The following is a 21,253-nucleotide window of genomic DNA, read 5'->3' on the forward strand; positions in this document are numbered from 1 at the left end:
GAACGCGTCGTCAGCGGAAATCGCGACTGCGCACACTGATACCGTCCAGTAGCGGGCTCAAATCACTCAAGCGTCCGGCTATCAGATGCCGGACCTCACCCTCTTTCTCCCAGCGCCCATCGACCTTGAGCAACTGCGAGCCGACCAGCACCTGGCGCTGACGCTCGGCCAGGTCGCGCCACACCACCACGTTGACGTTGCCGAACTCGTCCTCAAGGGTGACGAACGTCACGCCGCTGGCGGTGGCCGGGCGTTGTCGGCCGGTGACCAGCCCGGCAACGCTGACTGGCCGACCGTGCTCGACGTCCAGCAACTCCTTCGAACTGCGGCAGCGCCGCGCCTTCAACTCACCGCGTAACAGGGCCAACGGATGCGGCCCGAGGGTGGTGCCGACACTGGCGTAATCGGCTTGCAGGTCCTCGCCCACAGTGGGCTTTGGCAACGACACCGCGTCCTCCTCCCGGCTCGGCAGGCCGGCAAACAAACCCAGCTGCTTTTGTACCCCGGCCACTTCCCAACGTGCCCGATGCCGGTCGCCGGCCAGGCCACGCAACGCGCCGGCATCGGCCAGTTGCTCCTGGGCGCGGGCATCGAGTCGCGCCCGTTCGCCGAGGTCGGCAATGTCGGCAAACGCCCCTTTGGAGCGTGCCGCCTCGATGCGTCGGGCATCGTCCTCGCGAAAGCCCTTGATCATGCGTAGCCCCAAGCGAATCGCCGGTTGCGCACCGCTGATCGGTTCCAGACTGCAATCCCAGTCGCTGGTGCGCACGTCCACCGGGCGAACCTGCAAATGATGGCGCCGGACGTCCTGCAGAATCTGGTCCGGGCTGTAGAACCCCATCGGCCAACTGTTGATCAGCGCACAAGCGAAGGCCGCCGGCTCGTGGCATTTCAACCAGCAACTGGCGTAAGTCAGCAAGGCAAAACTGGCCGCGTGAGACTCGGGAAAACCGTAGCTGCCAAAGCCCTTGATCTGCTCGAAGATCTGCGCGGCAAACTCCGGCGTGTAGCCTTTTTTCTTCATGCCGGCGGCCAGTCGATCCTTGTGCGGTTCGAGCCCGCCGTGGCGTTTCCAGGCAGCCATGGAGCGGCGTAGCTGGTCGGCCTCGCCGGGGCTGTAGTCGGCGGCGACGATGGCGATCTGCATCACCTGTTCCTGAAACAGAGGAACGCCAAGGGTGCGTTTCAACACCTCCCGCAACTCTTCGGAGGGGTAGGTTTCAAGCTCTTCCTTGTTTCGACGACGCAGGTACGGATGCACCATGCCGCCCTGGATAGGTCCGGGGCGAACGATGGCCACCTCGATCACCAGGTCATAGAACTTGCGGGGCTTAAGCCTGGGCAGCATCGACATTTGCGCCCGGGACTCGATCTGGAACACGCCGATGGTGTCGGCACGACCGATCATGTCGTAGGTCTGTGAGTCCTCGGAGGGCACCGTTGCCAGGCTCAAGTCCCGGTTGCGATGACGGCGCAGCAAGTCGAAACAGCGACGAATCGCGCTGAGCATGCCCAGGGCCAGGATATCCACCTTGAGCAGCCCGACCGCATCGAGATCGTCCTTGTCCCACTGGATGATGGTGCGCTCGGCCATCGCGGCGTTTTCCACCGGCACGAGGTGATCCAGCGGCTGCTCGGAAATGACGAAGCCGCCGGGGTGCTGGGACAGGTGCCGGGGGAAGCCGATCAGTTGCTGTGTCAAACTCAACACCCGACGCAACACCGGGCTTTCAGGGTCGAAACCGCCTTCACGCAGGCGCTCCACGGGCGGCGTTTCATCACTCCAGTGACCACAGCAATCGGCCAGGGCATTGATCTGGTCTGGCGGCAAACCCAACGCCTTGGCCACATCGCGCACCGCACCGGCCGCATGGTAAGTGCTGACCACGGCTGTCAGTGCCGCGCGGGTCCGACCATAGCGCTGGAACACGTACTGCAAGACTTCTTCGCGGCGTTCGTGCTCGAAGTCCACATCGATATCCGGTGGCTCGTTGCGCTCCCTGGAGAGAAAGCGCTCAAACAGCATGTTCATTCGCTCGGGGTCGATCTCGGTGATGCCCAGGGCGAAACACACCGCCGAGTTGGCCGCAGAGCCTCGGCCCTGGCAGAGAATTTTCTCGCGCCGGGCGAAGGCGACGATGTCCTGAACGGTCAGGAAATAGCTTTCATAACCCAGCTCGGCGATCAGCCCGAGCTCCTTGTCGATCAGCCCGCGAACCTTTCCGCTTGCACCGTCGGGCCATCGCTCGCGCATGCCGCGCTCGGTCAACGCCCGCAGCCAGGACTCTGCGCTGTGCCCTTCTGGCACCAGTTCGCGAGGATATTGATAACGCAACTGGCCAAGATCAAAGGTGCAGCGCCGGGCGATGTTCAGCGTTTCTGCCAGCAAGCCGGGCGGATAAAGTTCCCCCAGCACGTCCAGGCTGCGCAGATGGCGTTCGCCGTTGGGATGCAGGCGCAACCCGGCATCGGCCACCGGCAGGTGATGACGGATCGCGGTCATGGTGTCCTGCAAGGCGCGCCGGCCGCGAGCGTGCATGTGCACATCGCCACTGGCCACGGCCGCAATACGCAACTCCCTGGCCAGGCTCAGCAGATCGTTCAGGCGCCGGGCATCGTCCTGACCGCGGTGCAACTGCACCGCCAGCCACACGCGCTCGGCGAAGACCTGTTTGAGCCAGCGCCCCTGTTCAAAGGCATCGACAGCGTCCGGCACCCACAACGCCAACAGGCCCGGCAACGGTTCGCTGAAGTCTTCGCGCAGCACTTGATACTGACCTTTCTGCGTGCGGCGCCGGGCGCAGGTGATCAATCGGCACAGCGCCTGATAACCCTCGAGGCTCTCCACCAGCAGCACCAGTTTCGGACCGTTCTCGATGCGTATTTCACTGCCGATGATCAGCGGCAACTCCACGGACTTCGCCGCTTGCCAGGCGCGAACGATGCCCGCCAGGGTACATTCGTCGGTGATCGCCAGGGCTTGATAACCCTGTTTTTTCGCGCGCTGGAACAGCTCGAGGGCACTGGAGGCACCGCGCTGGAAGCTGAAGTTCGACAGGCAGTGCAGTTCGGCATAGTCGATGCTCATGCGAACCAGCCCTGCAACCACAGCGGGCCGTCCTCACCGACCGCCCGGTAGGCCCAGCCCTGTTGGCCTGCACGGGTTTCGATCAGGTAATAGTCACGGCGTACGTCGTCACCGTCCCACCAACCGGACTCGATGCGTTCCGGCCCCATGAGGATGCGCGCCGAGCCCTGATGCACGGCCAGCGGTTCAGTCAGCAGCCAGCCCGGCCGTTTCACCGCGGCCGGCACCGCGCAGGGCTGGCTGTCGGCACTGGCCTGCCATGCACACTCGGGGCGGTGATCGGCCTGGAAGCGCAGACCATGCACCGCGTCATCCCCCAGCCGTGCACGCAGGCGTTCGCGCAGTTGCTCCCAGGGCAAGGACTGCTGCGGGCGATCGTCAAACAGTTCCTGATACTGGGGTACGAAGGTCGGCAAATCCTCGGCGCGCAAGCGAAAGCCGCGCACCGGCGCCTCGACCTGGACTTGCTCCAATCGCCCCCGGGCCAGTTCGAAGAGCATCGCCGGATCGCGCTCGGCGCTGAGCAGGCCGACCTTGATGAGCGTATCCGGCAACCCGGCGTGTTCCAGATGCAGGTCGAAACGCTGTACGCCGCTGTCGCGACCACAGAGGAACGCCGACAGGTCGCCGGTCAACCGGCGCAACGGAAACAGCAAGGCTTGATGGGACTGCACATCGAAATTGAGCTCGATCCGCACATCGAAGCGGTCCGGCGGCAGGTAAAACGCCAGCGCCAGCCGCCGCAAACCCGACAGGGCATCCAGATGCTTGAGCACCTGAGCCTCGAAACGCCGGGCCAGGCTATGCCGGGGCAGTGCCTGCACCTGGCTCAAGGTGCGCAAGCCCATGCGCGACAAGGCCGTGGCGACCGAGGTTTCGAGACCGATCCGGTCGACAGGCATTTGCCCCAGGTGATGCTGCAAGGCTTGATCGTCCGGCACCACCAGACCGTCATAGGCGTTGGCCAGCACCCGCGCCGCCACCGGGTTGGGCGCGGCCACGATGCGGTGCCGAAATCCCAGTCCGTCGAGCTCACGGCGCAAAAGCGCTTCGAATTGCGGCCAGGCGCCGAACAAACCGAGGCTGGATTCGATCTCGAACACCACGGCCCGGGGGTAATGCACGCTGACCTGGGAACTGAAGCGATAGGCCCAGGCGGCGAGAAACTGCTGCCAGTGTTCGATTTCAGCGGCGTCGTATTCGGCCGTGACAAAGCCTTTGCTCAAGGCCTGTGCCGCGCTCATGGACTGGCCGGGACGCAAGCCCAGCGCCCGCGCTGCGCCGTTGACGGCCTTCAGCACCCGGCGCTGGGCCGGGCCGGTCAGCAACGCCAGGGGTTCCTCGGGATCGGCGCGCTGACGCAGTACCGCGTCCAGCGCCAATTGCGGGAAAACAATGCAGACCCAGCGCATGGCAACCTCAATGCCCCACGGCGAAGGCAATCGGCGCCGAACGGGCCAGGCCGCCGCGGCACTTGAGCACGCGCAGTTGTGCCGGTCGGGCATCGATGGCAATGCGCAGGGCCGCCGGCGAAGGGTTGATCGCTTCACTGAGGGGGCGATAGGCGAAGGCCAGGGTCTGGCCGGTTTCCGCCGCCACCTGCAAGCGGCGCAAGGCACGGTCATCGGCCTTGTGCGGCCAGCACAGCACCGCGCCGCAACTTCCCGAACGCAGGCATTGTTCCGCGGCCCACAGCGCATCGCGCTCGCTGGCCTGGATGATCGATAACTGACGCAGATCGACCCCGGCACCCTGCCACGCCTGGGGATACGGCACATAAGGCGGCGCCACCAGCACGATGCGCTCGCCCGCCGCCGACAGCCGTGCCAGCGTCGGCCACACCAGTTGCAACTCGCCCACGCCCTGCCCGGCCAAGAGGATTTCCGTCAGCGCCGCCTCCGGCCAGCCTCCGCTGGGCAATGCGGCGTCCAGCGCGGCATGCCCGGTGGGTTGCGGGCTGGCGGCCGGTGGCGCAGGCCGGCCCTTCCAGACCTGGCCGCCATTGAACAGCGTATCCAGCGCAACGACGGCACCCATCAGCCTTGCCTCACCAGGCCACAGAACACGCCTTCGATGGCCAGGTCCCGGTCGGCCTCGACAATGATCGGCTGGTAGGCCGGGTTGCGTGGCAGCAGGCGAACCACATCGCCGACCCGCTCGAAGCGCTTGATGGTGACTTCGCCGTCGAGTCGTGCCACGACGATCTGGCCGTTGAGCGCCTCGGGGTTGCGGTGCACGCCCACCAGATCGCCATCGAGAATGCCGTCCTCGATCATCGAGTCACCCCGGACCCGCAACATGTAGTCCGGCACCCGCGAGAAGATCGACGGATCGAGCAGCAAGCGGCTATGGACCTCCGCATCGGCCCCGATCGGCGCACCGGCCGCCACCCGGCCGAGCACCGGAATGTCCAGCAACTCGGGACGCGGCGGCGGCCCGAGCAGGCGAATGCCCCGGGCCTGATGCGGGTTGACCTCGATAAACCCGGCTTCGGTCAGCGCCAGCACATGCTTGCGCGCCACGCTGCGGGAGGCAAAACCGAACGCCTCGCTGATTTCAGCGAGGCTCGGAGGCTGACCGTGCTCGGCGATGCGATCGCGGATAAAGGTCAGGATGGCGGTACGGCGGGGAGTCAGAGTCGTCATGGAGTACATTTGTACTCTTTTGGCTTTTGCCTGGCAAGAACCGTCAATCATCTGGTGACAGGACCAGTGACCTGTGGGAGCGAGCTTGCTCGCGATGGTCTTTCATTCAACATGTGTGTCGACTGACCGGGCCTCATCGCGAGCAAGCTCGCTCCCACATTGGATTTCAGTGACTCAAGAGGTGAGTCGTGCCAGATACGCCCACGGATAAATCCCCCGCTCATGCCCATCGCTGAACACCAGTTGCAGTCCATACCCCTGCGAGTGCAATTCGATAACCCGAACCCGCCCATCAACCATCGGCACCATTCCCCGCATGCGAAACGCCCGACACTGCGAACACGGGCACTGGCGACGCAATTCGGCATGGTCCAACACCTGTTCGCGACCATCCGGCCAGTTCAGTCGCAACTGCTGTTTGCTTCGAGAATTACCCACCGCCAGCGGATTCATTGCAGTTGACTCAAGGCAATGCGCACGGCCTTGCGCACTTCCGGGTCGCCGTCGTCCTGCACGGCCTGCAATGCCGCTATGGCCCGTGGGTCGCTCAATTCGCCCAGGGCCAAGGCGGCTTCCTTGCGCAGGTTGCTGATGCGGTGGCCGAGGGTGTCGATCAACGCATCGAGCGCCGGTCCATAACGCAAGCGACCGAGACTGCGGGTGGCGCGCAGACGCACTTGCCAGTAATCGTCGCCCAAGGCGTCGATCAGGGCCGGGCCGGCGTCGAGGTGGCCGACCTTGCCCAGGGTGGTGGCGGCTTCTTCGCGGACTTGCCAGGCAGCGTCGCGCAAGGCCTGGCGCAGGGCCGGCAGCACCTGCGCGTCAGACGCCAGGCCCAACGCCCCGGTGGCGGCACGCCGAACTTCAGTGTCCGGGTCAGCGCTGGCCAACCGCGCCAGGGCCGGCAAGGCATCGAGTTGCTTGAGCCAGCCGAGCACGCCCACCGCCTCGCGGCGCACACTGGCGCTTTCATCGTCCAATGCAGCGGCAGCCGCCGTGGCGGCATCGGGGCAACGCAACTCGCGCAACGCCCTGAATGTGGCAATGCGTACACCGCTGTCGGCGTGCCCGGTCCACGGCAGAATGACCGGGCCCGCCGCTTCACTCTTGAGCAGGCTAAGGCTCTGCGCTGCGGCCGCCTGCACCGCCGGGGATGGATCCGTCAGCGCCTGGCACAACGCCTCGACCACGGGCTCATCCTCCCAGGCTTCCAGCAACCGCGCGGCTTCGGCGCGAACGTCGGCAATCGGGTCTTCGGCCAGTCGATTGATCAACCACTGCAGGCCATCCGGCTCCTCGAGATCGGCCAGTTCGATCAGCGCGATCCGGCGTATGCCGGGGTCGTCATCGGTCAGGCGCGGTTGCAGGGCAAGAATGTCGTCGTTATCGGTTACATCGAATAGTGAGGTCATAGGGCAAATCGCGGCAGTTTGTTTTCAGGGGGAAGTCCGAGCGGGTTCAGGCGCGGCAGTTGCCGACCGTCTTCGTGGCGCAGGAGTTCGAGGCAATGGCGCTTGAGGTGCGAGAATTCAGGACGGGTCATCAGTTCCGTGCTGCGCGGCCTGGGGAAGTCCAGGCGCAGGTCTTCGATGATTCGCCCGGGGCGCGAGCTCATGACCAACAGGCGATCAGCGAGGAACAGCGCTTCGTCGATGTCATGGGTGACAAACACCACGGTGGTGCGGATGCGCGTCCAGATATCCAGCAGCAGTTCCTGCATGTTCAACCGGGTCAGGGCATCGAGGGCGCCAAAGGGTTCGTCCATCAACAACAGGCGCGGACGGTTGACCAGCACCCGGGCGATTTCCACCCGTTGCTGCATGCCACCGGAGAGCTGGTCGGGCCAGCGCCCGGCAAAACCTTCGAGGCCCACCAGGGCGAGGATTTCATCCGCCGCCTTGTGCCGTTCGGCCTTGCCGACGCCGCGCATTTTCAGGCCGAAGGCGACGTTGTCACGCACCGTGCGCCAAGGAAACAGTGTGTGCTGCTGGAACACCATGCCGCGCTGGGGCGATGGGCCCGACACCGCTGCGCCATCGACATTCAGCGTGCCGGTGCGCGGTTGCAGGTGGCCGGCCAGGGCGCCGAGCAAGGTGGACTTGCCGCAACCGGACGGCCCGAGAATGCACACGAACTGCCCTGGCTCGATCTGGCAGTCGAGGCCCTGTACCGCTTCGAAAGCCGCGTCCCCCTCGCCCAGGCTGATTGACAGCCCGCGAATGTCGATACGCCCTTCCAGGTGTTGAAAAACGCTCATCAGGCTTTTCCTCGTGGTCGATGCCAAGGCGTGAACAGCCCGCCCAGACGCTTGATCAACAGGCTGCTGCCCATCCCGAGCACGCCGATCAGCAACATGCCGACGACGATGTCGGCGTAGTTCTGGATGGTGTAGGACTCCCAGGTGTAATAGCCGATGCCGAACTGGCCGGAGATCATTTCCGCCGTCACCAGGCAAAACCACGAGGTGCCCATGCCGATGGCCAGACCGGTGATGATGCTGGGCGCAGCACCCGGAAGAACGACCTCCAGCAGGATTGCCCGGCGCCCTGCCCCGAGGCTTTTCGCCGAGGCGATCAGCCGTGGATCGACGCCTTCGACGCCGTGCACGGTGTTGAGCAGGATCGGGAACAATGCGCCGGTGAAGGTGATGAACACCATCGACAGTTCCGACGAGGGAAACATCAGGATCGCCAAGGGAATCCACGCCACTGCCGGGATCGGGCGCAGCACTTCCAGGGGCGGCAGCAAGAGATCTTCGGCCCATTTCGAGCGACCGATGGCCAGGCCCAGGGCCACACCAATGATCAGCGCCGCGAGGTAACCGGCAAACACCCGGCCGAGGCTGCTGCCCAGGTGCTGGGCGAGCTTGCCCGAGTCGCCGAGGCCGAGGGCGGCTTCAATGACCGCCAAGGGTGTCGGGACATTGGCGTAGGTCACCAGGCCGAGGTTCCAGTGGTGGCTGGCGGCGAGTTGCCAGAACAGTAGGCAGAGCAGCAAGGACGCGGTTCTGGGGATCCAGCGTGAATATGATCGGTACACAATTATTCCTCTCACCCGAGAATCCTGTGGGAGCGAGCTTGCTCGCGATGGCGGCGGGTCAGGCGACTTCAATGTTGAATGTGAAGCCGCTATCGCGAGCAAGCTCGCTCCCACAGGGGATTGTGGTGTTTTGCCGGTTAGCGAACAGCCACGGCCTGTGCGGTAGCATCGGTGAAGTCGTACACTTTCCCGCCCTGCACCGTGGCGAACTGTTGGGCCTGGCCTTTGAGCAGGAACGCGCTCAGTTGCCCTTTCCCGTCGGTGGCAAACCACGCCTGATCCGCCAGCAGCTTGATCCCGCTGTCGCTGGCCTGGGCGTACACCGCGCGGATGCTCCGGCCTTCCTGCTTGAGGCTGGCCAGCGCGGCAAACGCCGCTTGCGCCGAGGCGTACTGGCGGACTTTCGGCTCGCCGCGCACCCAGATTTCCGCCACGTGGCTGAAGTCGGTGATGGTTTGGCCGCTGGCGGCATCGACGGCCTTGAGCGGCGCCTGCCCGTAACTGGCCAGTTGCGCGCTGTAGTCCAGGTTCGAGGCCTTGAAGGCGGCGCGGATGTATTGGTCGTCAATGAAGGTGTTGAGATCCAGACCGCGATCGGCCTTCTTCAACAACTTGAGGGTATCGATGGCGGTGCCCACGGCCTGACGGTATTCCGGCTTCCAGCTCAGGTCGCGGGTCTGCACACCGAGTGGGCCATGGAACAGATAATTGACCTCGGCATCGACCCCGGTGACCTTGGCGATCAACTCGCTGTATTTCTCCGGCTCAGACGCCAGCAGCTGGTTGGCTTCGATACTCGCCCGCAGGTAAGCGACGACGATTTCCGGGTACTTCTTCGCATAGGCCTGATCGACCAGCGCACCGTGGAAGGTCGGCGCGTTGGCCTGGGCGCCGTCATAAATCTTGCGGGCGAAACCACGGCTGGGGAACAGTTCGGCGAAGGGCACGAAGTCAGCGTGAGCATCGATCTTGCCGGCCTGCAACGCGGAGCCGGCGACTTCCGGCGGCTGGGCGATGATGTTCACGTCCTTGAGCGGATCCCAGCCCTGGGCCGCGACGGCGCGCAGCAGCATGCCATGGGCGGTGGAAGCGAACGGCACGGAAATGGTCTTGCCCTTCAGCTCTGCCAGGGACTGCACACCCGATGCGCTTGGCACCACGATGCCGTTGCCACTGCCCTTGATGCTGCCCGACAGCACGCTGATAAACAGGCTGTGCTTGCCCGCCGTTTCGAACGCCACGCCGTTGAACGCGCCGGGGAAGTCGGCCATGGCGCCGAAGTCGAGTTTGCCGGCCACCATTTCGTTGGTCAGGGGGGCGCCGCTGGTGAAGTTTTTCCACTGCACCTCGTATTGGGCGTCCTTGTAGGGGCCATCGTGGGGCAGGTATTTGTCCAGCAGCCCAAGTTCGCGAATCAACAATCCGCCGGCGGCGCAGTTGATGGTGGTGTCCTGGGTACCGATGGCAATGCGGATGGTTTCGGCCGAGGCCGACAGGGTGAATGAAGCCAGTACCAGACCGGCCAAAGCTGCACGCAACATCATGAGTGTTTCCCCTCGAATCATTTATAGGATGTTCGTCTCCGCCACGATCAGGGCGCGGTGGGAAACGAGGGGTGTCTTGAATCAGGCGTCCGGTGGTGCCGGATGGCGTTTTGGGTTGTTCGAGCGGGCCTCATCGCGAGCAAGCTCGCTCCCACAGGTTTTTCTGGTGTATGCAGGACTTGCGACTGGCCTCGCTCCCACAGGGACAGTGTTTCAGCGCAGCAGGTACGGGATTTCGACTTTCACCGCACCCGTCGGGCAGTCCTTTTCACAGGGCATGCAGTACCAGCATTCGTCGAACGCCATGTAGGCCTTTTGTGTGGCCGGGTTGATCGCCAGCAGGTCCATCGGGCAGACGTCGACGCACACGGTGCAGCCTTTGTAGGCGATGCATTTGTCCTCGTCGACGGTGACGGGGGCGTTGGAACGGAAGAAAATTTCCTGGGCTTGATAGGCCATTTCACAGTCTCTCTTGGGTGATGCTCAGGCGGCATCCGCGCCGACCCGCAGACGGTCGTAGGCCTGCATCTCGTCGGCATCGAGCGGGATGATGTAAGGCTCGACGGCTTTCTTGAAACTGCTCATCAAACCGTTCTCGTCTTTCTTCAGGTGGCAATGGCAGAACCAGTCGCGGTCGTTGCGTTGCGGGTGATCGACGCGATGGTGGTAAAGCCCCCAGCGGCTTTCGGCGCGGAACAATGAAGCGCGGGCGGCCATTTCGGCGCAGTCGCGGATCATGCTGACTTCCATGGCGCGCATCAGCTCGTGGGCGTTGTGCGCCTTGATCTGGTCGAGATCGCGCTGGATGTCGCTGAAGCGCTGCAGGCCGATCTGCATCTTCCTGGTCACTTTCGGCGGTTGCAGGTAGTCGTTGACGAAGCGCCGCAGCTTGTATTCGACCTGGGCTGGCGGCAGGCCGTGCTCACGCTCCAGCGGTGCGTAGACCCGTTGTTTTTCGGTTTCGATCTGCCGGGCATCCAGCGCTGAAAACTCGCGCCCGGCGACAAAATCCGCTGCGTTGTGGCCAGCGAACCACCCATAGGTAAACGCACCGAGCATGTAGTTGTGCGGCACCGCAGCCATGTCTCCCGCCGAGTACAAGCCCTTGACCGAGGTCTCGGCCTTCTCGTTGACCCACACCCCCGACGCCGAATGCCCGCTGCAAAAACCGATTTCCGAGATGTGCATCTCGACCATCTGCGTGCGGTAGTCGGTGCCGCGATTGGCGTGGAACTGGCCGCGACTCGGACGCTCGTTGCTGTGCAGGATCTCTTCGATGTTCTGGATGGTTTCCTCGGCCAGATGATCGAGCTTGAGGAACACCGGGCCATTGCCGCTTTCCAGTTCCTGATGGAACTCCCACATCATCTGCCCGCTCCAGTAGTCGCACTCGATGAAGCGTTCGCCCTTGTTGTTGGCGGTGTAGCCGCCCAAGGGGCCGGTGACGTAGGCGCAGGCCGGGCCGTTGTAATCCTTGATCAGCGGGTTGATCTGGAAGCATTCCAGGTTCGCCAGTTCGGCCCCGGCGTGGTAGGCCATCGAGTAGCCGTCGCCGGCATTGGTCGGGTTTTCGTAGGTGCCCATCAGGTAGCCCGAAGACGGCAACCCCAGGCGTCCGGCGGCACCGCAAGCGAGGATCACGGCCTTGGCCTTGATTACGTGGAAGTCCGCCGTGCGGCAGTCGAAGCCCATCACGCCGTTGACCGCGCCCTCTTCATCCGTCAGCAATCGGGTGCAGACCAGGCGATTGGTGATACTCACCCGTGCGCGCTTCAACTGCCGATAGAGGACTTTCTTGATGTCGTGCCCTTCCGGCATCGGCAACACATAAGCGCCCATGTGGTGGACCTTTTTCACCGCGTAGTCACCGGTTTCGTCCTTCTCGAACTTCACGCCCCAGCGGTCCAGTTGTTCGATCGTTTCGAAACTGTGGGTGGCATAGGCGTACACCGCGGCCTGATTGACGATGCCGTCGTTGGCGATGGTGATTTCCTTGGTGTACTGCTCCGGCGTCGAGTGGCCGGGAATGATCGCGTTGTTCAGGCCGTCCATGCCCATGCTGATCGCGCCGCTGCGCTTGACGTTGGCCTTGTCGATCAACAACACCCGCAGGTCGCGGTTGCGTTCCTTGGCCTTGATCGCCGCCATGGGGCCGGCGGTGCCGCCGCCGATCACGACGATGTCGTATTCCTGCTCCAAAGTGCTTCGGGTCATGCCTGCTCCCCTTTTTGCCGGTCGATCCGCAGGCGGTACTGGAAGGCATCGCCACGGTAGTAAAGGTGTTCGAAGTCCAGCGGCCGACCGTCGACATCGTGGGTCAGGCGTTCGATGTGCATGATCGGCGAGCCAGGTTCAACGTTCAGCGCGTGGGTCAGGTCGCTGTCGGCCAGTACCGCATCGATGGCCAGGTCGGCGTGCCCCAAGGCCAGGCCGCAGTCGTTTTCCAGGATCAGGAAAATATCGCGGGTGACCAGATCGGCTTTTTCCAGGCGCTCGCCAATGGCCTTGGGCAGGTAAGTGATTTCCAGGGAAACCGGCTCGCGATTGATCAGGCGCACACGTTTGATCTGCGCCACGACCTCCCCTTCGGCGACCTGCAAACGCTCGGCCACGAGCTTGTCGGCGGCAATGAATTTGAAGCTGCGCAGGCGGTTGATCACCTCATAGCCGCGATCGGTCATGGACTCAGCCAGGCCTTGCAGGGTGCTGACGTTCTGGAAAGTTTTCGGCTTGGCGACGAAAGTGCCCTTGCCGTGGATCTTGAAGATCAGCCCTTCCTTTTGCAGATCGCCCAAGGCCTGGCGCACGGTGATGCGGCTGACCTTGAACAACGCGCCAAGCTCGCTTTCTGAAGGCATCTGGCTGTCTTGCGGGTATTCGCCGTCGAGGATGCGGGCGCGCAGCACATCTCGCAGCTGGGTGTGCAACGGGACGCTGCTCAGGGATAGAACGTTATCGGTCATGGCAGATCACTTGTTATAACGAGTTATGACGTGATCTTAGAGAGGCAGAGTGAGGATTGAGAAATACTGTTTGAGAATAAGGTTAGATCCACCACTGTCCCTGTGGGAGCGAGCTTGCTCGCGATGGCGGCGGGTCAGTCGACTTCAATGTTGAATGTGCAACCGCTATCGCGAGCAAGCTCGCTCCCACAGGGGATTGTGTGTGATCTGAAGAATCAGTGGCGCTTGAGAATCTGGTCCATCACCCAATCGGTCTTCAGCGCCTGCTCGGCCACGGCGGGGTGCTGTGTCTCGCCACGAATATGCGCATTCATGCCCAATACGTGGTGCCACTGAATGTGTGCGTGATGCTCGATGGTCAGGCTGAGGTGCTCGCCAGCGTGCAGCTCGTCGGCGTGCAGTTCGACCGGGTGTTCATCGAACACTGAAAAGGTGATCCGGCCTTTGCTGCCAATCACTTCGACCCGGTCTTCGCGACGGTCTGCAACGAAGTTCCAGCAGCCCATCCCCAGTGCCCCGCTGGCAAACCGCCAAGTGGCGCTGACGGCATCTTCGGCCGCGTACAAACCGGCCTGCCGCGCGGTGAGCCCGGCGACTTCGACGATATCGCCGAACAGGTACTGAAACAGGTCCAGGCCATGGCTGGCCAGATCGGCGAAGTAACCTCCACCGGCAATTGCCGGGTCGGTGCGCCAGTTATCGGTGCCGCTCCGGTCCGCTGCCGACGGGGCTTTGGTGAGGGTCCAGCTCAGGTGCCGGACCTCGCCGATCCGCCCCTCTTCCAGCCATTGCCGCACTTGCCGGAAGCGTGGCAGCGAACGTCGGTAATAGGACACGAACAGGTGCAACCCGGCATCGGCAAACACCTGCTGCATTTCACGGCTTTGTCCGGCATTCAGCGCCATCGGTTTTTCCACGCAGCAATGCTTGCCGGCCGCGGCCACCTGCAAAGCATAGGCGTGATGGCTGTCGGGCGGCGTGGCGATGTACACCGCGTCGACCTCGGGATCGTTGATCAGCGCCTGCGCATCGGTGTAGACCCGAGCGATGCCGTGGCGCGTGGCGTAGTCGGTGACGGCTTCCAGGCGCCTGCCCATCACCGCGACCAACGCCGATCCGGGCGCCTTGTAGAAGGCCGGCCCGCTTTTGCGTTCAGCGACACTGCCACAACCGATCATGCCCCAGCGCACCAGGTTCATAGGCACTCCTTGCGGCTCAGCCGACGCGCAATGCGCGCAGGTCCAGTCGACCGTCCTTGAGCGGCGGGCACCAGTAGTAGCCACCGGTGAGCGGACGGCTGATGCGGTACAGACCGTCGGTGATGCCGTCTTCCAGGCCACTCATGCGGCGCAGTTGGGCTTCGAAGGCGTCGAGGGAAAAACCGAAGGCCAGGAACATCAGGCCGGCACGGTCACCTTCGATCCACGGCATCGAGCGGCGCACCACGAAGGCTTCAGGCGCAAAGCTTTCCTGGGCGGTGCGTTTGACGTGGGCGGAAACCGGCGCGTCGTCGATCTCTTCGTTATCGCTCAAGCGGCGACCCATGATGTTGTCTTTTTCATCCGCCGACAGCCCATGGAAACCTTTCAAGTCATGCTGCCACTGCTGGATCGCGGCGAAGCTGCCACCCACCGTGCCGTCCGCGCCCTCACCCACCAAGGCGGCGGTCACGGCGGCTGCGTCGTGGGGGTTCTCGGTGCCATCTTCGTAGCCGGTCAGGTCATGGCCGGTCATGTGGCGGAAGGTTTCGTTCATCTGCACCAGGCGCAACGCCGGGGCCAGTGCCGCCGAGATGGCGTTGCTGCGGTTGAGCAATTCGCCACGGTCTTCACCGTGCAGCCAGCACCAGAGCGCGTGTTGGGTCGACGGATTGTCGACACCGACGCCAGTCAGTGCCGGGAAAGTGCGCAGGCCTTCGATCTGCCCATCCAGCGCCTTGACCAGGGATTCGCCGAAGCCGACGACAGCCGATTTCCCGTCCACCAGTTGCATCAAGTTGTCGAGCGCGGCCGGCAGTGCCGCAACGGATTCGAGGGCGAAGAACATATGGCGAGCTTGAGGCGGAACGGGGGTGGCGAGAATGCCCGGCTGGTAATGACTCATATGAACTCCTTGAAAAAGAGCATGGAGTTTAACCGGAGTACGAGGGTTTGTGTGCCGTCAGAGGCCAGGAACCTGTGGCAAAGGGGGCTTCTGTGGCGAGTGGCGTCTGTGGCGAGGGGGCTTGTCGGATCGCCGCACCGCCCCGTTGGAGCGCGTAGCGCTCCCCTATATTTTCAGTCATACCGAGTCGCCAGGTTTTGGGGCTGCTTCGCAACCCAACGGGGGCAAGCCCCCTCGCCACAGAAGCCCGCTCGCCACAAAAGATCAAACCACGCCGGGGCTTTCGTTGCGAAACGCACTCGGGCTCTTGCCGGTCCAGCGCCTGAAAGCCCGGCGAAAGCTGCGCACGTCGCTGTAGCCGACTTCCTCGGTGATGCGTTCGATGGACATGTCCGGGTTGGCCAGCAGGCTCATGGTGCGGGCCTGGCGCACTTGTTCCAGCAGCGTTTCGAACGTCAGCGCATGTTCGGTGAGACGGCGGCGCAAGGTGCGGCTGCTCATGTTCAGGTCGCCGGCGATTTTCTCGATGTGGCTGCCCTCGGTCAGGTCCCGGGCAATCGCCCGTTCCACCGCCTGGATCAGATCCATTTTCTGGTGCACCTGCGCGGCTTCCAGTTCGAGCAATTTCACGGCCTGGCGCAGGGCCAGGGAATGGTGATTGGGCAACTGAACGTCCAGCCAATACGCATCGATCACCATGCGGTTCTGCAGGCAACCGAAACGCACGTCCGGCCCCAGCAGGCGCGAATATTCGCCGAGATAGTCCGGCGCGGCATGCACGAACTCCACGGCCGTCGGCTTGAAATCCGCCCCGACCAGCGCCCGGCCGTACACCAGCAGGCTGGCGAAAAACTCCTCGACCGCGAACAACTGCACGTCGGCGAACGGCAAGCGGCATTCAACGTCGACAAACACCCGATCCCCCGCCTCCTCCACACTCGACACGACAATGCCGCCTGAGGTGTGTTGATGGCGAATGCCCAGTTCGAAGGCATCGCGCAGGGTCTTGCACAGCGACAACACATGCCCCAACAACCCCAGCGTGCCGAGCACATTCTGCGCGCCGACCCACAGGCCCAGCCCCTGATTGGGCAAGGCCTTGAGCGCGCGTTGAATCATGGCCACGGCCTGGCGATGGGAAATACGCTGCGCCGGGTCCTGCAGGTCTTCAAAGGTAAAGCCCAACCCTCGGCACAGGCTCTCGGGGTGGATGCCTTTTTGCTCGGCGACTTCGGCCAGGGTCTGCAGGAGAAACGGCGACACCAGCGCCAGTTCAAAGGTGGGATCGATCACTTTCATTTGCATGGGGCTATACATTCCGGGTCGAGCTGCATTCTTATTTTTGTAACCGGTTATGTCGAAGGAAGTTAGCACAGGGCTCAAAGACTGTCCGCAGAAGTCCCCCTAAATGGCCGCCAATACCCTGCCTTGCAGGGCACAGACAGCTTATTTCTATGTTGCGGCCCTCGTATGGATGCCGGACAGCCCGACAACAATAATAATGAGTACACCCATGATCCCGACCCGCACGACACTCCCCCTGACGGTCATTGGCCTGGCCGGCGTCTGCGCCCTGCAACCGGCACTGGCCACCGAGACTGGCGTGGACAACATCGGCACCGGCACCGACGGCTTTTTCGTGTTGCCGCTTTCGCCCGACAGCCTTCCGGACAACATGGTTGCGTTCAACCTCTACTACAACCACTACAAAGCCACGAAGCTCAATATCAGCTCGCTCGGCGGCAAGGTGCCGAACGTCGAGATCGAGTCCACGGCGGTCATTCCGCGCCTGGATTACCTCAGCCCGGTGCGCGTGTTTGGCGGCCGGCTGGCCGGCTACATCGCGCAGCCCTGGCTCAAGCAGGAAGTCTCGGTGTTCGGACTGCCGCAGGACACCCGTGAAGGCATGGGTGACACAACGTTTGCGCCGATCATTCTCTGGGACATGGGCCCGAACCTGACCCTCGGCGCCGCCATCGAAATCACCGTGCCGACCGGCGAGTACAGCGTTGACCGCCTGGCCAACACCAGCAACAACTTCTACACCTACAAACCGTTGTTCTCCTTCACCTGGCTGCCGACGGACAGAACCGAGGTGTCGATGAAGACCACCTACAGTTTCAACGAGAAAAACAAGGACACCGACTACAAGTCGGGGCAGATTTTCCACTTCGATTATTCCGCCAGTTTCAAGATCACCGACGACCTGATGCTCGGGTTGAACGGCTACTACCTCAAGCAAACCACCGACGACAAACAGTTCGGCCACACCGTGCAGTTCAATGGCCAGGACGTGAACGACGGGGTACGCGGCCAGGTATTTGCCATTGGTCCGGCGCTGCACTGGACCTTTCTCAAATACGCCAGTGCGGAGATTCGCTGGGCCAAGGAGTTCGACGTGGAAAACCGGCCTGAAGGGGAAATGCTTTGGGCCAAGGTCAGCATTCCGTATGCGTTTTGACTGAACTGACGCCATCGCGAGCAAGCTCGCTCCCACAGGGGGGATGCATTCCAACTGGGAAATGCATTCCAAATTGTGGGAGCGAGCTTGCTCGCGATGACGGCGGAACAAACACTGAAAAACTTCAGGAATACACAGGCCAGGTATCAACAATCCGCCCACCCCGAACCGCCAGCAAATCCCCGAACTGCAACAACACCGACTCCGTCTGGGCAGGCCGCAAGAACACCTGGTCCTCAACCGTCAGCCCCACCGCCGCCGATCCATTGACCATTTCCTGGTTCGAGCTGCGGCCATACACGCCATTGCTCTGCAACCCCGCTGGCGATTCGAACTCCGCCATCCAGTTACCGCCATAGATGAAATACGTCTCGCGCTGATTGGTGTCCCACCAGGAAAACAGCCTGGACTTGCCATCCAGCGCCGGGATGTTTACAGCCCCGGTGCTTTTCAGCACCGGCGTGGCGATAAAAGCGGCCGGCACATGCTCCGCCAGTGACGGCAAATCATAATGAGTGGGCTTGAGCAGCCCCGTACCCACCGACACTTCGCTGCTGAGTTGTTCGTGTTCATGCATGCGATAGCTCGGGCTGCCGGCCGTATTGAGGGTCAGCCCTTCGCGCCACAGACCGGGGTAATGCTGACGGGTGAAATCGACGCAGCGGTTGTAGATCACCATCACCTTGGCGAACAGTTCCTCGGGCGAGCCCAGAATCCCCGGCACGCCCATGCCCACGAACGGGTCGTAGCCCATGTACCCGGCGAATTCCAGGTGCTGCGGGTGCTGGCTGATCACCGCCAGCATCTGCCCGAGTACGCCAAGGTCGCTGACGCCACCGCGATGCAGCCCGACATCCAGTTCGATGTTCACCCGTATTCGCGTGCCCAGCCCTTGAGCCAAGGCGAGGTATTGCTGCAAGCGTTGCGGCGTATCGAGCAACCATTGCAATTGCTTCGAAGGGTCGAAAGAACCCTTGTGGGACTGATAGAACAACTCGGCCGAACGCACCGGTAGCGGCTTGCCCAGCAGAATGTCGGCCTCGGCAAACTGCACCGCGTCATGATTGAGAAACGGTTGGTGAAACGACATCAGCCGTTGCGTACCGGCGCGTCGGGCGATGTAGGCCAGAAGCCCCGGTGCCGGCAGTGATTTTTCCACCAGGCGAAGGTGCTTGCCGGCGCGCTTGACCGATTGCATCACCACATCGATGTTGTGATCCAGCCGATCAAGGTCGATCAGCATCACCGGTCGCATCGGCCCGTGGTCCTTGAGTTCGCGGTTCAGCGCAAGGAAGTAATCGCTGTACGGCGCGCCTCGGTCACCCGGCCGCAGCCACGCCCCGACACCCACCAACAAGGCGCCGACACCGACGGTGCCGAGCAAGAAATTGCGGCGATTGACGGCCATCAGCTCACCCCCAGAATGGATGACAAGTGCGCGTTGAGAAATTTGCCGCTGGGGTCGAGCGCCTGCCGCACCTGGATGAATTCCTGCCAGCGCGGGTACAGCGACTGCAGGTTTTTCGCATTCAGCGTGTGCAACTTGCCCCAGTGCGGCCGGCCGTTGTACTTCCAGAAAATCGGCTCGATGGCGGCGAAGAAGTTGTGATGATCCATCTGGTAATGCTGGTGGACCGAGATCGAACAGCTGTCGCGACCTTCGAACATGCTCAGGGGAATGTCGTCGGCCTTGACGTAGCGGTACTCGATCGGAAACCAGGTGCGCAGGTCCTTGTCCTGGATCAGTTTGAGGATCTCGCGCAAACAGGCTGGGCCGTATTCGGCCGGCACGGAGTATTCCATTTCATTGAAACGTACCGTGCGCACGTTGGCATAGATGTCGAACGAGTCACCCACCCGGTCATCGAAACTGGCCAGGTGGCGCAAGTTATTGAGCATCGTGCGACGCAGGTCCGGGAAGTCGCTGGCGTATTTGTCGATCTTCTCGATCAGCGTGACAAACTCGTTGCCGCCCTCCTCATCCGCCGGGACCGGTGGTGTAGCAGGGTCGCCGGTTTCGTTCAGGGCGATCGACAAGGCGTAGTCGGAATGAGTCACCACGAGCATTTCCCAGTGCTGGTTTTCCCGGGTGTTCTTGTCCAGGTCTTCCAGTAACTCTTCGGTTTTAGCGATCCATTGGCGCTCCCGCAATCGATACGCCGGGCGGTTTTGCAGGCGTACCCTGGTGGCCACGCCCAACGCGCCCAAGGACACCCTCGCGGCACTGAACACCTCAGGATGGCGGCTGGCATCGCAGTCCAGCACGTCGCCGTTGGCGACCACCAACTGCAAGCCGCAGACATGCGCCGAATACGATTGAAAGTCTTTGCCGGTACCGTGGGTCGAGGTCGAGATCGCGCCGGCAAGGGTCTGGTAATCAATGTCGGCCATGTTTTGCAGGGCCTGGCCGATGTCCTTGAGCGGCGTGCCCATGCGTGACATCGGCGTGCCGGCGGCGAACTCGGCCTGCAGCGTTTTCGCATCGTGATCGAGCAAACCCGTGAAATAGCTCAGCGACAGCAAAGTGCCGTCGGTGGGCACCAGCGCACTGAAGGAATGCGCCGAGCCCACCGGACGAATCTTGCCGGGGGCCTGTCGCACCACTTGCGTCAACTCATCCAGGTTCTTGGGCGCCAACCGCGCCGCCGGCAGGCAACTCTGGCCTCCCGACCAGTTGCGCCAGGGAATCAGGCGTGGCGCGCGCAGCAGCTCGGCCAGTGCCGGCGTTGAGCCGAGCGCGGTAAAGGCGCCAATGACGCTCGCACGTTGCAACAACTGACGCCGTGTCAGGTCCATCGTCATGAATCGCACCCTGCCGTTCTTGTTATTGGATTTGCTGGCCGGACATAAAGGCAATCAGCGCCAGGAACTGTTCTTGCGAACACTGCATGCACATCCCCATCGGCGGCATGCCGTTGTAACCGTTGATCGCGTGATCGAGCAGCGTGTCGGCGCCCTGTAATACCCGTGGTTGCCAGGCCTTGATATCGCCGGTCAGCGGCGCCCCGGCCGCCGGATTGGCATGGCAAAGCTTGCAGCTGTTGTCGTAGACCTGCGCGAGTTCCGCGTCGGCGGGTCTCGCGGCACCTGCTTCGCTGCGGGTCGGCGGGTTGTTCGGCTCTTTGCCGCACCCTGCAAGCAACGCCGCAAAGACACAGCCCACCAAGGCCAAACAAAGGCTAGGCTTTTCAGTTAATCGGCTTGCCCGCATGGCTGTCCTCTCAATGGCTGCCCGGCCAGCCGGGTGCACTTTTTTGTTGTGATCAAGGAGAGTCAACATTAAGGCACCCCGCGCAGGCAGGTTGAGGGCATTGGGGGCCAACAAGGGGCGCTTCTGAGGCCATGACGCAAGGCACCGACAAGTCCCCGGACATCATGCTGTTCGGCAAAACCCTGAGATGAGTCATGAC

The 21,253-nt window shown here is 62.7% G+C and carries 19 protein-coding genes; 1 reads left to right on the plus strand and 18 read right to left on the minus strand.

Annotated features, from left to right (window positions below):
* Positions 1-10: 10 nt before the first annotated feature.
* The 15 genes from J4D25_RS14510 to J4D25_RS14580 form a co-directional block, all read right to left on the minus strand.
* Entirely contained in the window at positions 11-3,109 is a 3,099-nt protein-coding gene (locus tag J4D25_RS14510) for an error-prone DNA polymerase (RefSeq protein ID WP_198530239.1), read from the minus strand.
* Positions 3,085-4,500, minus strand: a complete 1,416-nt coding sequence (locus J4D25_RS14515; RefSeq protein ID WP_057714345.1) for a DNA polymerase Y family protein — start codon at positions 4,498-4,500, stop codon at positions 3,085-3,087. Before J4D25_RS14515 ends, J4D25_RS14510 begins: the two co-directional genes overlap by 25 nt.
* Positions 4,501-4,507: 7 nt before the next feature.
* Positions 4,508-5,125 (minus strand): translesion DNA synthesis-associated protein ImuA, encoded by a 618-nt coding sequence (gene imuA / locus J4D25_RS14520; RefSeq protein ID WP_057714343.1) that lies wholly within the window; start codon positions 5,123-5,125, stop codon positions 4,508-4,510.
* Positions 5,125-5,742 carry a transcriptional repressor LexA gene (lexA, locus tag J4D25_RS14525; RefSeq protein ID WP_057714341.1) on the minus strand — a complete coding sequence of 206 codons (618 nt, stop codon included), beginning with the start codon at positions 5,740-5,742 and terminating at the stop codon, positions 5,125-5,127. The genes imuA and lexA overlap by 1 nt, the downstream gene beginning before the upstream one ends.
* A 165-nt stretch (positions 5,743-5,907) precedes the next feature.
* A complete protein-coding gene (locus J4D25_RS14530) occupies positions 5,908-6,186 on the minus strand; it encodes a DUF971 domain-containing protein (protein WP_057714340.1) in 279 nt (92 codons plus the stop codon).
* The gene (locus J4D25_RS14535; RefSeq protein WP_057714338.1) at positions 6,183-7,145 is read right to left on the minus strand and encodes a HEAT repeat domain-containing protein; all 963 of its coding nucleotides are present in this window, start codon (positions 7,143-7,145) and stop codon (positions 6,183-6,185) included. The genes J4D25_RS14530 and J4D25_RS14535 overlap by 4 nt, the downstream gene beginning before the upstream one ends.
* Entirely contained in the window at positions 7,142-7,990 is an 849-nt protein-coding gene (locus J4D25_RS14540; protein WP_057714336.1) for an ABC transporter ATP-binding protein, read from the minus strand. The genes J4D25_RS14535 and J4D25_RS14540 overlap by 4 nt, the downstream gene beginning before the upstream one ends.
* A complete protein-coding gene (locus J4D25_RS14545) occupies positions 7,990-8,772 on the minus strand; it encodes an ABC transporter permease (protein WP_057714335.1) in 783 nt (260 codons plus the stop codon). The genes J4D25_RS14540 and J4D25_RS14545 overlap by 1 nt, the downstream gene beginning before the upstream one ends.
* A gap of 137 nt (positions 8,773-8,909) precedes the next feature.
* Positions 8,910-10,316 (minus strand): ABC transporter substrate-binding protein, encoded by a 1,407-nt coding sequence (locus J4D25_RS14550; RefSeq protein WP_198530238.1) that lies wholly within the window; start codon positions 10,314-10,316, stop codon positions 8,910-8,912.
* 213 nt (positions 10,317-10,529) lie between these two features.
* Positions 10,530-10,775, minus strand: coding sequence for a ferredoxin family protein (locus J4D25_RS14555; protein WP_057714333.1), 246 nt, complete (start codon positions 10,773-10,775; stop codon positions 10,530-10,532).
* Between the two features lie 24 nt (positions 10,776-10,799).
* Positions 10,800-12,530: a fumarate reductase/succinate dehydrogenase flavoprotein subunit gene (locus J4D25_RS14560; protein ID WP_057714331.1), complete on the minus strand. Its 1,731-nt coding sequence runs from the start codon at positions 12,528-12,530 to the stop codon at positions 10,800-10,802.
* Positions 12,527-13,279 (minus strand): GntR family transcriptional regulator, encoded by a 753-nt coding sequence (locus tag J4D25_RS14565; protein ID WP_057714329.1) that lies wholly within the window; start codon positions 13,277-13,279, stop codon positions 12,527-12,529. The genes J4D25_RS14560 and J4D25_RS14565 overlap by 4 nt, the downstream gene beginning before the upstream one ends.
* 215 nt (positions 13,280-13,494) lie before the next feature.
* Positions 13,495-14,478, minus strand: coding sequence for a Gfo/Idh/MocA family protein (locus J4D25_RS14570; RefSeq protein WP_057714327.1), 984 nt, complete (start codon positions 14,476-14,478; stop codon positions 13,495-13,497).
* Positions 14,479-14,494: 16 nt separating this feature from the next.
* The gene (locus tag J4D25_RS14575; RefSeq protein ID WP_057714326.1) at positions 14,495-15,382 is read right to left on the minus strand and encodes a Dyp-type peroxidase; all 888 of its coding nucleotides are present in this window, start codon (positions 15,380-15,382) and stop codon (positions 14,495-14,497) included.
* A gap of 264 nt (positions 15,383-15,646) precedes the next feature.
* Positions 15,647-16,687 (minus strand): AraC family transcriptional regulator, encoded by a 1,041-nt coding sequence (locus J4D25_RS14580; RefSeq protein ID WP_057714324.1) that lies wholly within the window; start codon positions 16,685-16,687, stop codon positions 15,647-15,649.
* Positions 16,688-16,895: 208 nt separating this feature from the next.
* Here J4D25_RS14580 and J4D25_RS14585 point away from each other — a divergent pair, with 208 nt between their 5' ends.
* Positions 16,896-17,843 carry a transporter gene (locus J4D25_RS14585; RefSeq protein ID WP_057714322.1) on the plus strand — a complete coding sequence of 316 codons (948 nt, stop codon included), beginning with the start codon at positions 16,896-16,898 and terminating at the stop codon, positions 17,841-17,843.
* 124 nt (positions 17,844-17,967) lie between these two features.
* Here J4D25_RS14585 and J4D25_RS14590 read toward each other — a convergent pair whose 3' ends face one another.
* The 3 genes from J4D25_RS14590 to J4D25_RS14600 all read right to left on the minus strand — a co-directional run bounded on the left by J4D25_RS14590 (position 17,968) and on the right by J4D25_RS14600 (position 21,054).
* Positions 17,968-19,176, minus strand: coding sequence for a DSD1 family PLP-dependent enzyme (locus tag J4D25_RS14590; RefSeq protein WP_198530260.1), 1,209 nt, complete (start codon positions 19,174-19,176; stop codon positions 17,968-17,970).
* Positions 19,177-19,250: 74 nt separating this feature from the next.
* The gene (locus J4D25_RS14595; RefSeq protein ID WP_057714319.1) at positions 19,251-20,645 is read right to left on the minus strand and encodes a D-arabinono-1,4-lactone oxidase; all 1,395 of its coding nucleotides are present in this window, start codon (positions 20,643-20,645) and stop codon (positions 19,251-19,253) included.
* A 22-nt stretch (positions 20,646-20,667) separates the two neighbouring features.
* Entirely contained in the window at positions 20,668-21,054 is a 387-nt protein-coding gene (locus J4D25_RS14600) for a cytochrome c5 family protein (RefSeq protein WP_057714317.1), read from the minus strand.
* Between the last annotated feature and the right edge of the window lie 199 nt (positions 21,055-21,253).

It is taken from the genome of Pseudomonas sp. GW456-L13 (assembly GCF_017350115.1).
Taxonomy (GTDB): Bacteria; Pseudomonadota; Gammaproteobacteria; order Pseudomonadales; family Pseudomonadaceae; genus Aquipseudomonas; species Aquipseudomonas jessenii.

Bases quoted from the DNA above. Each gene is read 5' to 3' on its own strand.
- J4D25_RS14560 (WP_057714331.1), bottom strand. From the start codon at position 12,530: ATGACCCGAAGCACTTTGGAGCAGGAATACGACATCGTCGTGATCGGC.
- J4D25_RS14580 (WP_057714324.1), bottom strand. From the start codon at position 16,687: ATGCAAATGAAAGTGATCGATCCCACCTTTGAACTGGCGCTGGTGTCG.
- J4D25_RS14565 (WP_057714329.1), bottom strand. From the start codon at position 13,279: ATGACCGATAACGTTCTATCCCTGAGCAGCGTCCCGTTGCACACCCAG.
- J4D25_RS14535 (WP_057714338.1), bottom strand. From the start codon at position 7,145: ATGACCTCACTATTCGATGTAACCGATAACGACGACATTCTTGCCCTG.
- J4D25_RS14540 (WP_057714336.1), bottom strand. From the start codon at position 7,990: ATGAGCGTTTTTCAACACCTGGAAGGGCGTATCGACATTCGCGGGCTG.
- imuA (WP_057714343.1), bottom strand. From the start codon at position 5,125: ATGGGTGCCGTCGTTGCGCTGGATACGCTGTTCAATGGCGGCCAGGTC.
- J4D25_RS14530 (WP_057714340.1), bottom strand. From the start codon at position 6,186: ATGAATCCGCTGGCGGTGGGTAATTCTCGAAGCAAACAGCAGTTGCGA.
- J4D25_RS14600 (WP_057714317.1), bottom strand. From the start codon at position 21,054: ATGCGGGCAAGCCGATTAACTGAAAAGCCTAGCCTTTGTTTGGCCTTG.
- J4D25_RS14585 (WP_057714322.1), top strand. From the start codon at position 16,896: ATGATCCCGACCCGCACGACACTCCCCCTGACGGTCATTGGCCTGGCC.
- J4D25_RS14575 (WP_057714326.1), bottom strand. From the start codon at position 15,382: ATGAGTCATTACCAGCCGGGCATTCTCGCCACCCCCGTTCCGCCTCAA.
- lexA (WP_057714341.1), bottom strand. From the start codon at position 5,742: ATGTACTCCATGACGACTCTGACTCCCCGCCGTACCGCCATCCTGACC.
- J4D25_RS14555 (WP_057714333.1), bottom strand. From the start codon at position 10,775: ATGGCCTATCAAGCCCAGGAAATTTTCTTCCGTTCCAACGCCCCCGTC.
- J4D25_RS14570 (WP_057714327.1), bottom strand. From the start codon at position 14,478: ATGAACCTGGTGCGCTGGGGCATGATCGGTTGTGGCAGTGTCGCTGAA.
- J4D25_RS14550 (WP_198530238.1), bottom strand. From the start codon at position 10,316: ATGATGTTGCGTGCAGCTTTGGCCGGTCTGGTACTGGCTTCATTCACC.
- J4D25_RS14515 (WP_057714345.1), bottom strand. From the start codon at position 4,500: ATGCGCTGGGTCTGCATTGTTTTCCCGCAATTGGCGCTGGACGCGGTA.
- J4D25_RS14595 (WP_057714319.1), bottom strand. From the start codon at position 20,645: ATGACGATGGACCTGACACGGCGTCAGTTGTTGCAACGTGCGAGCGTC.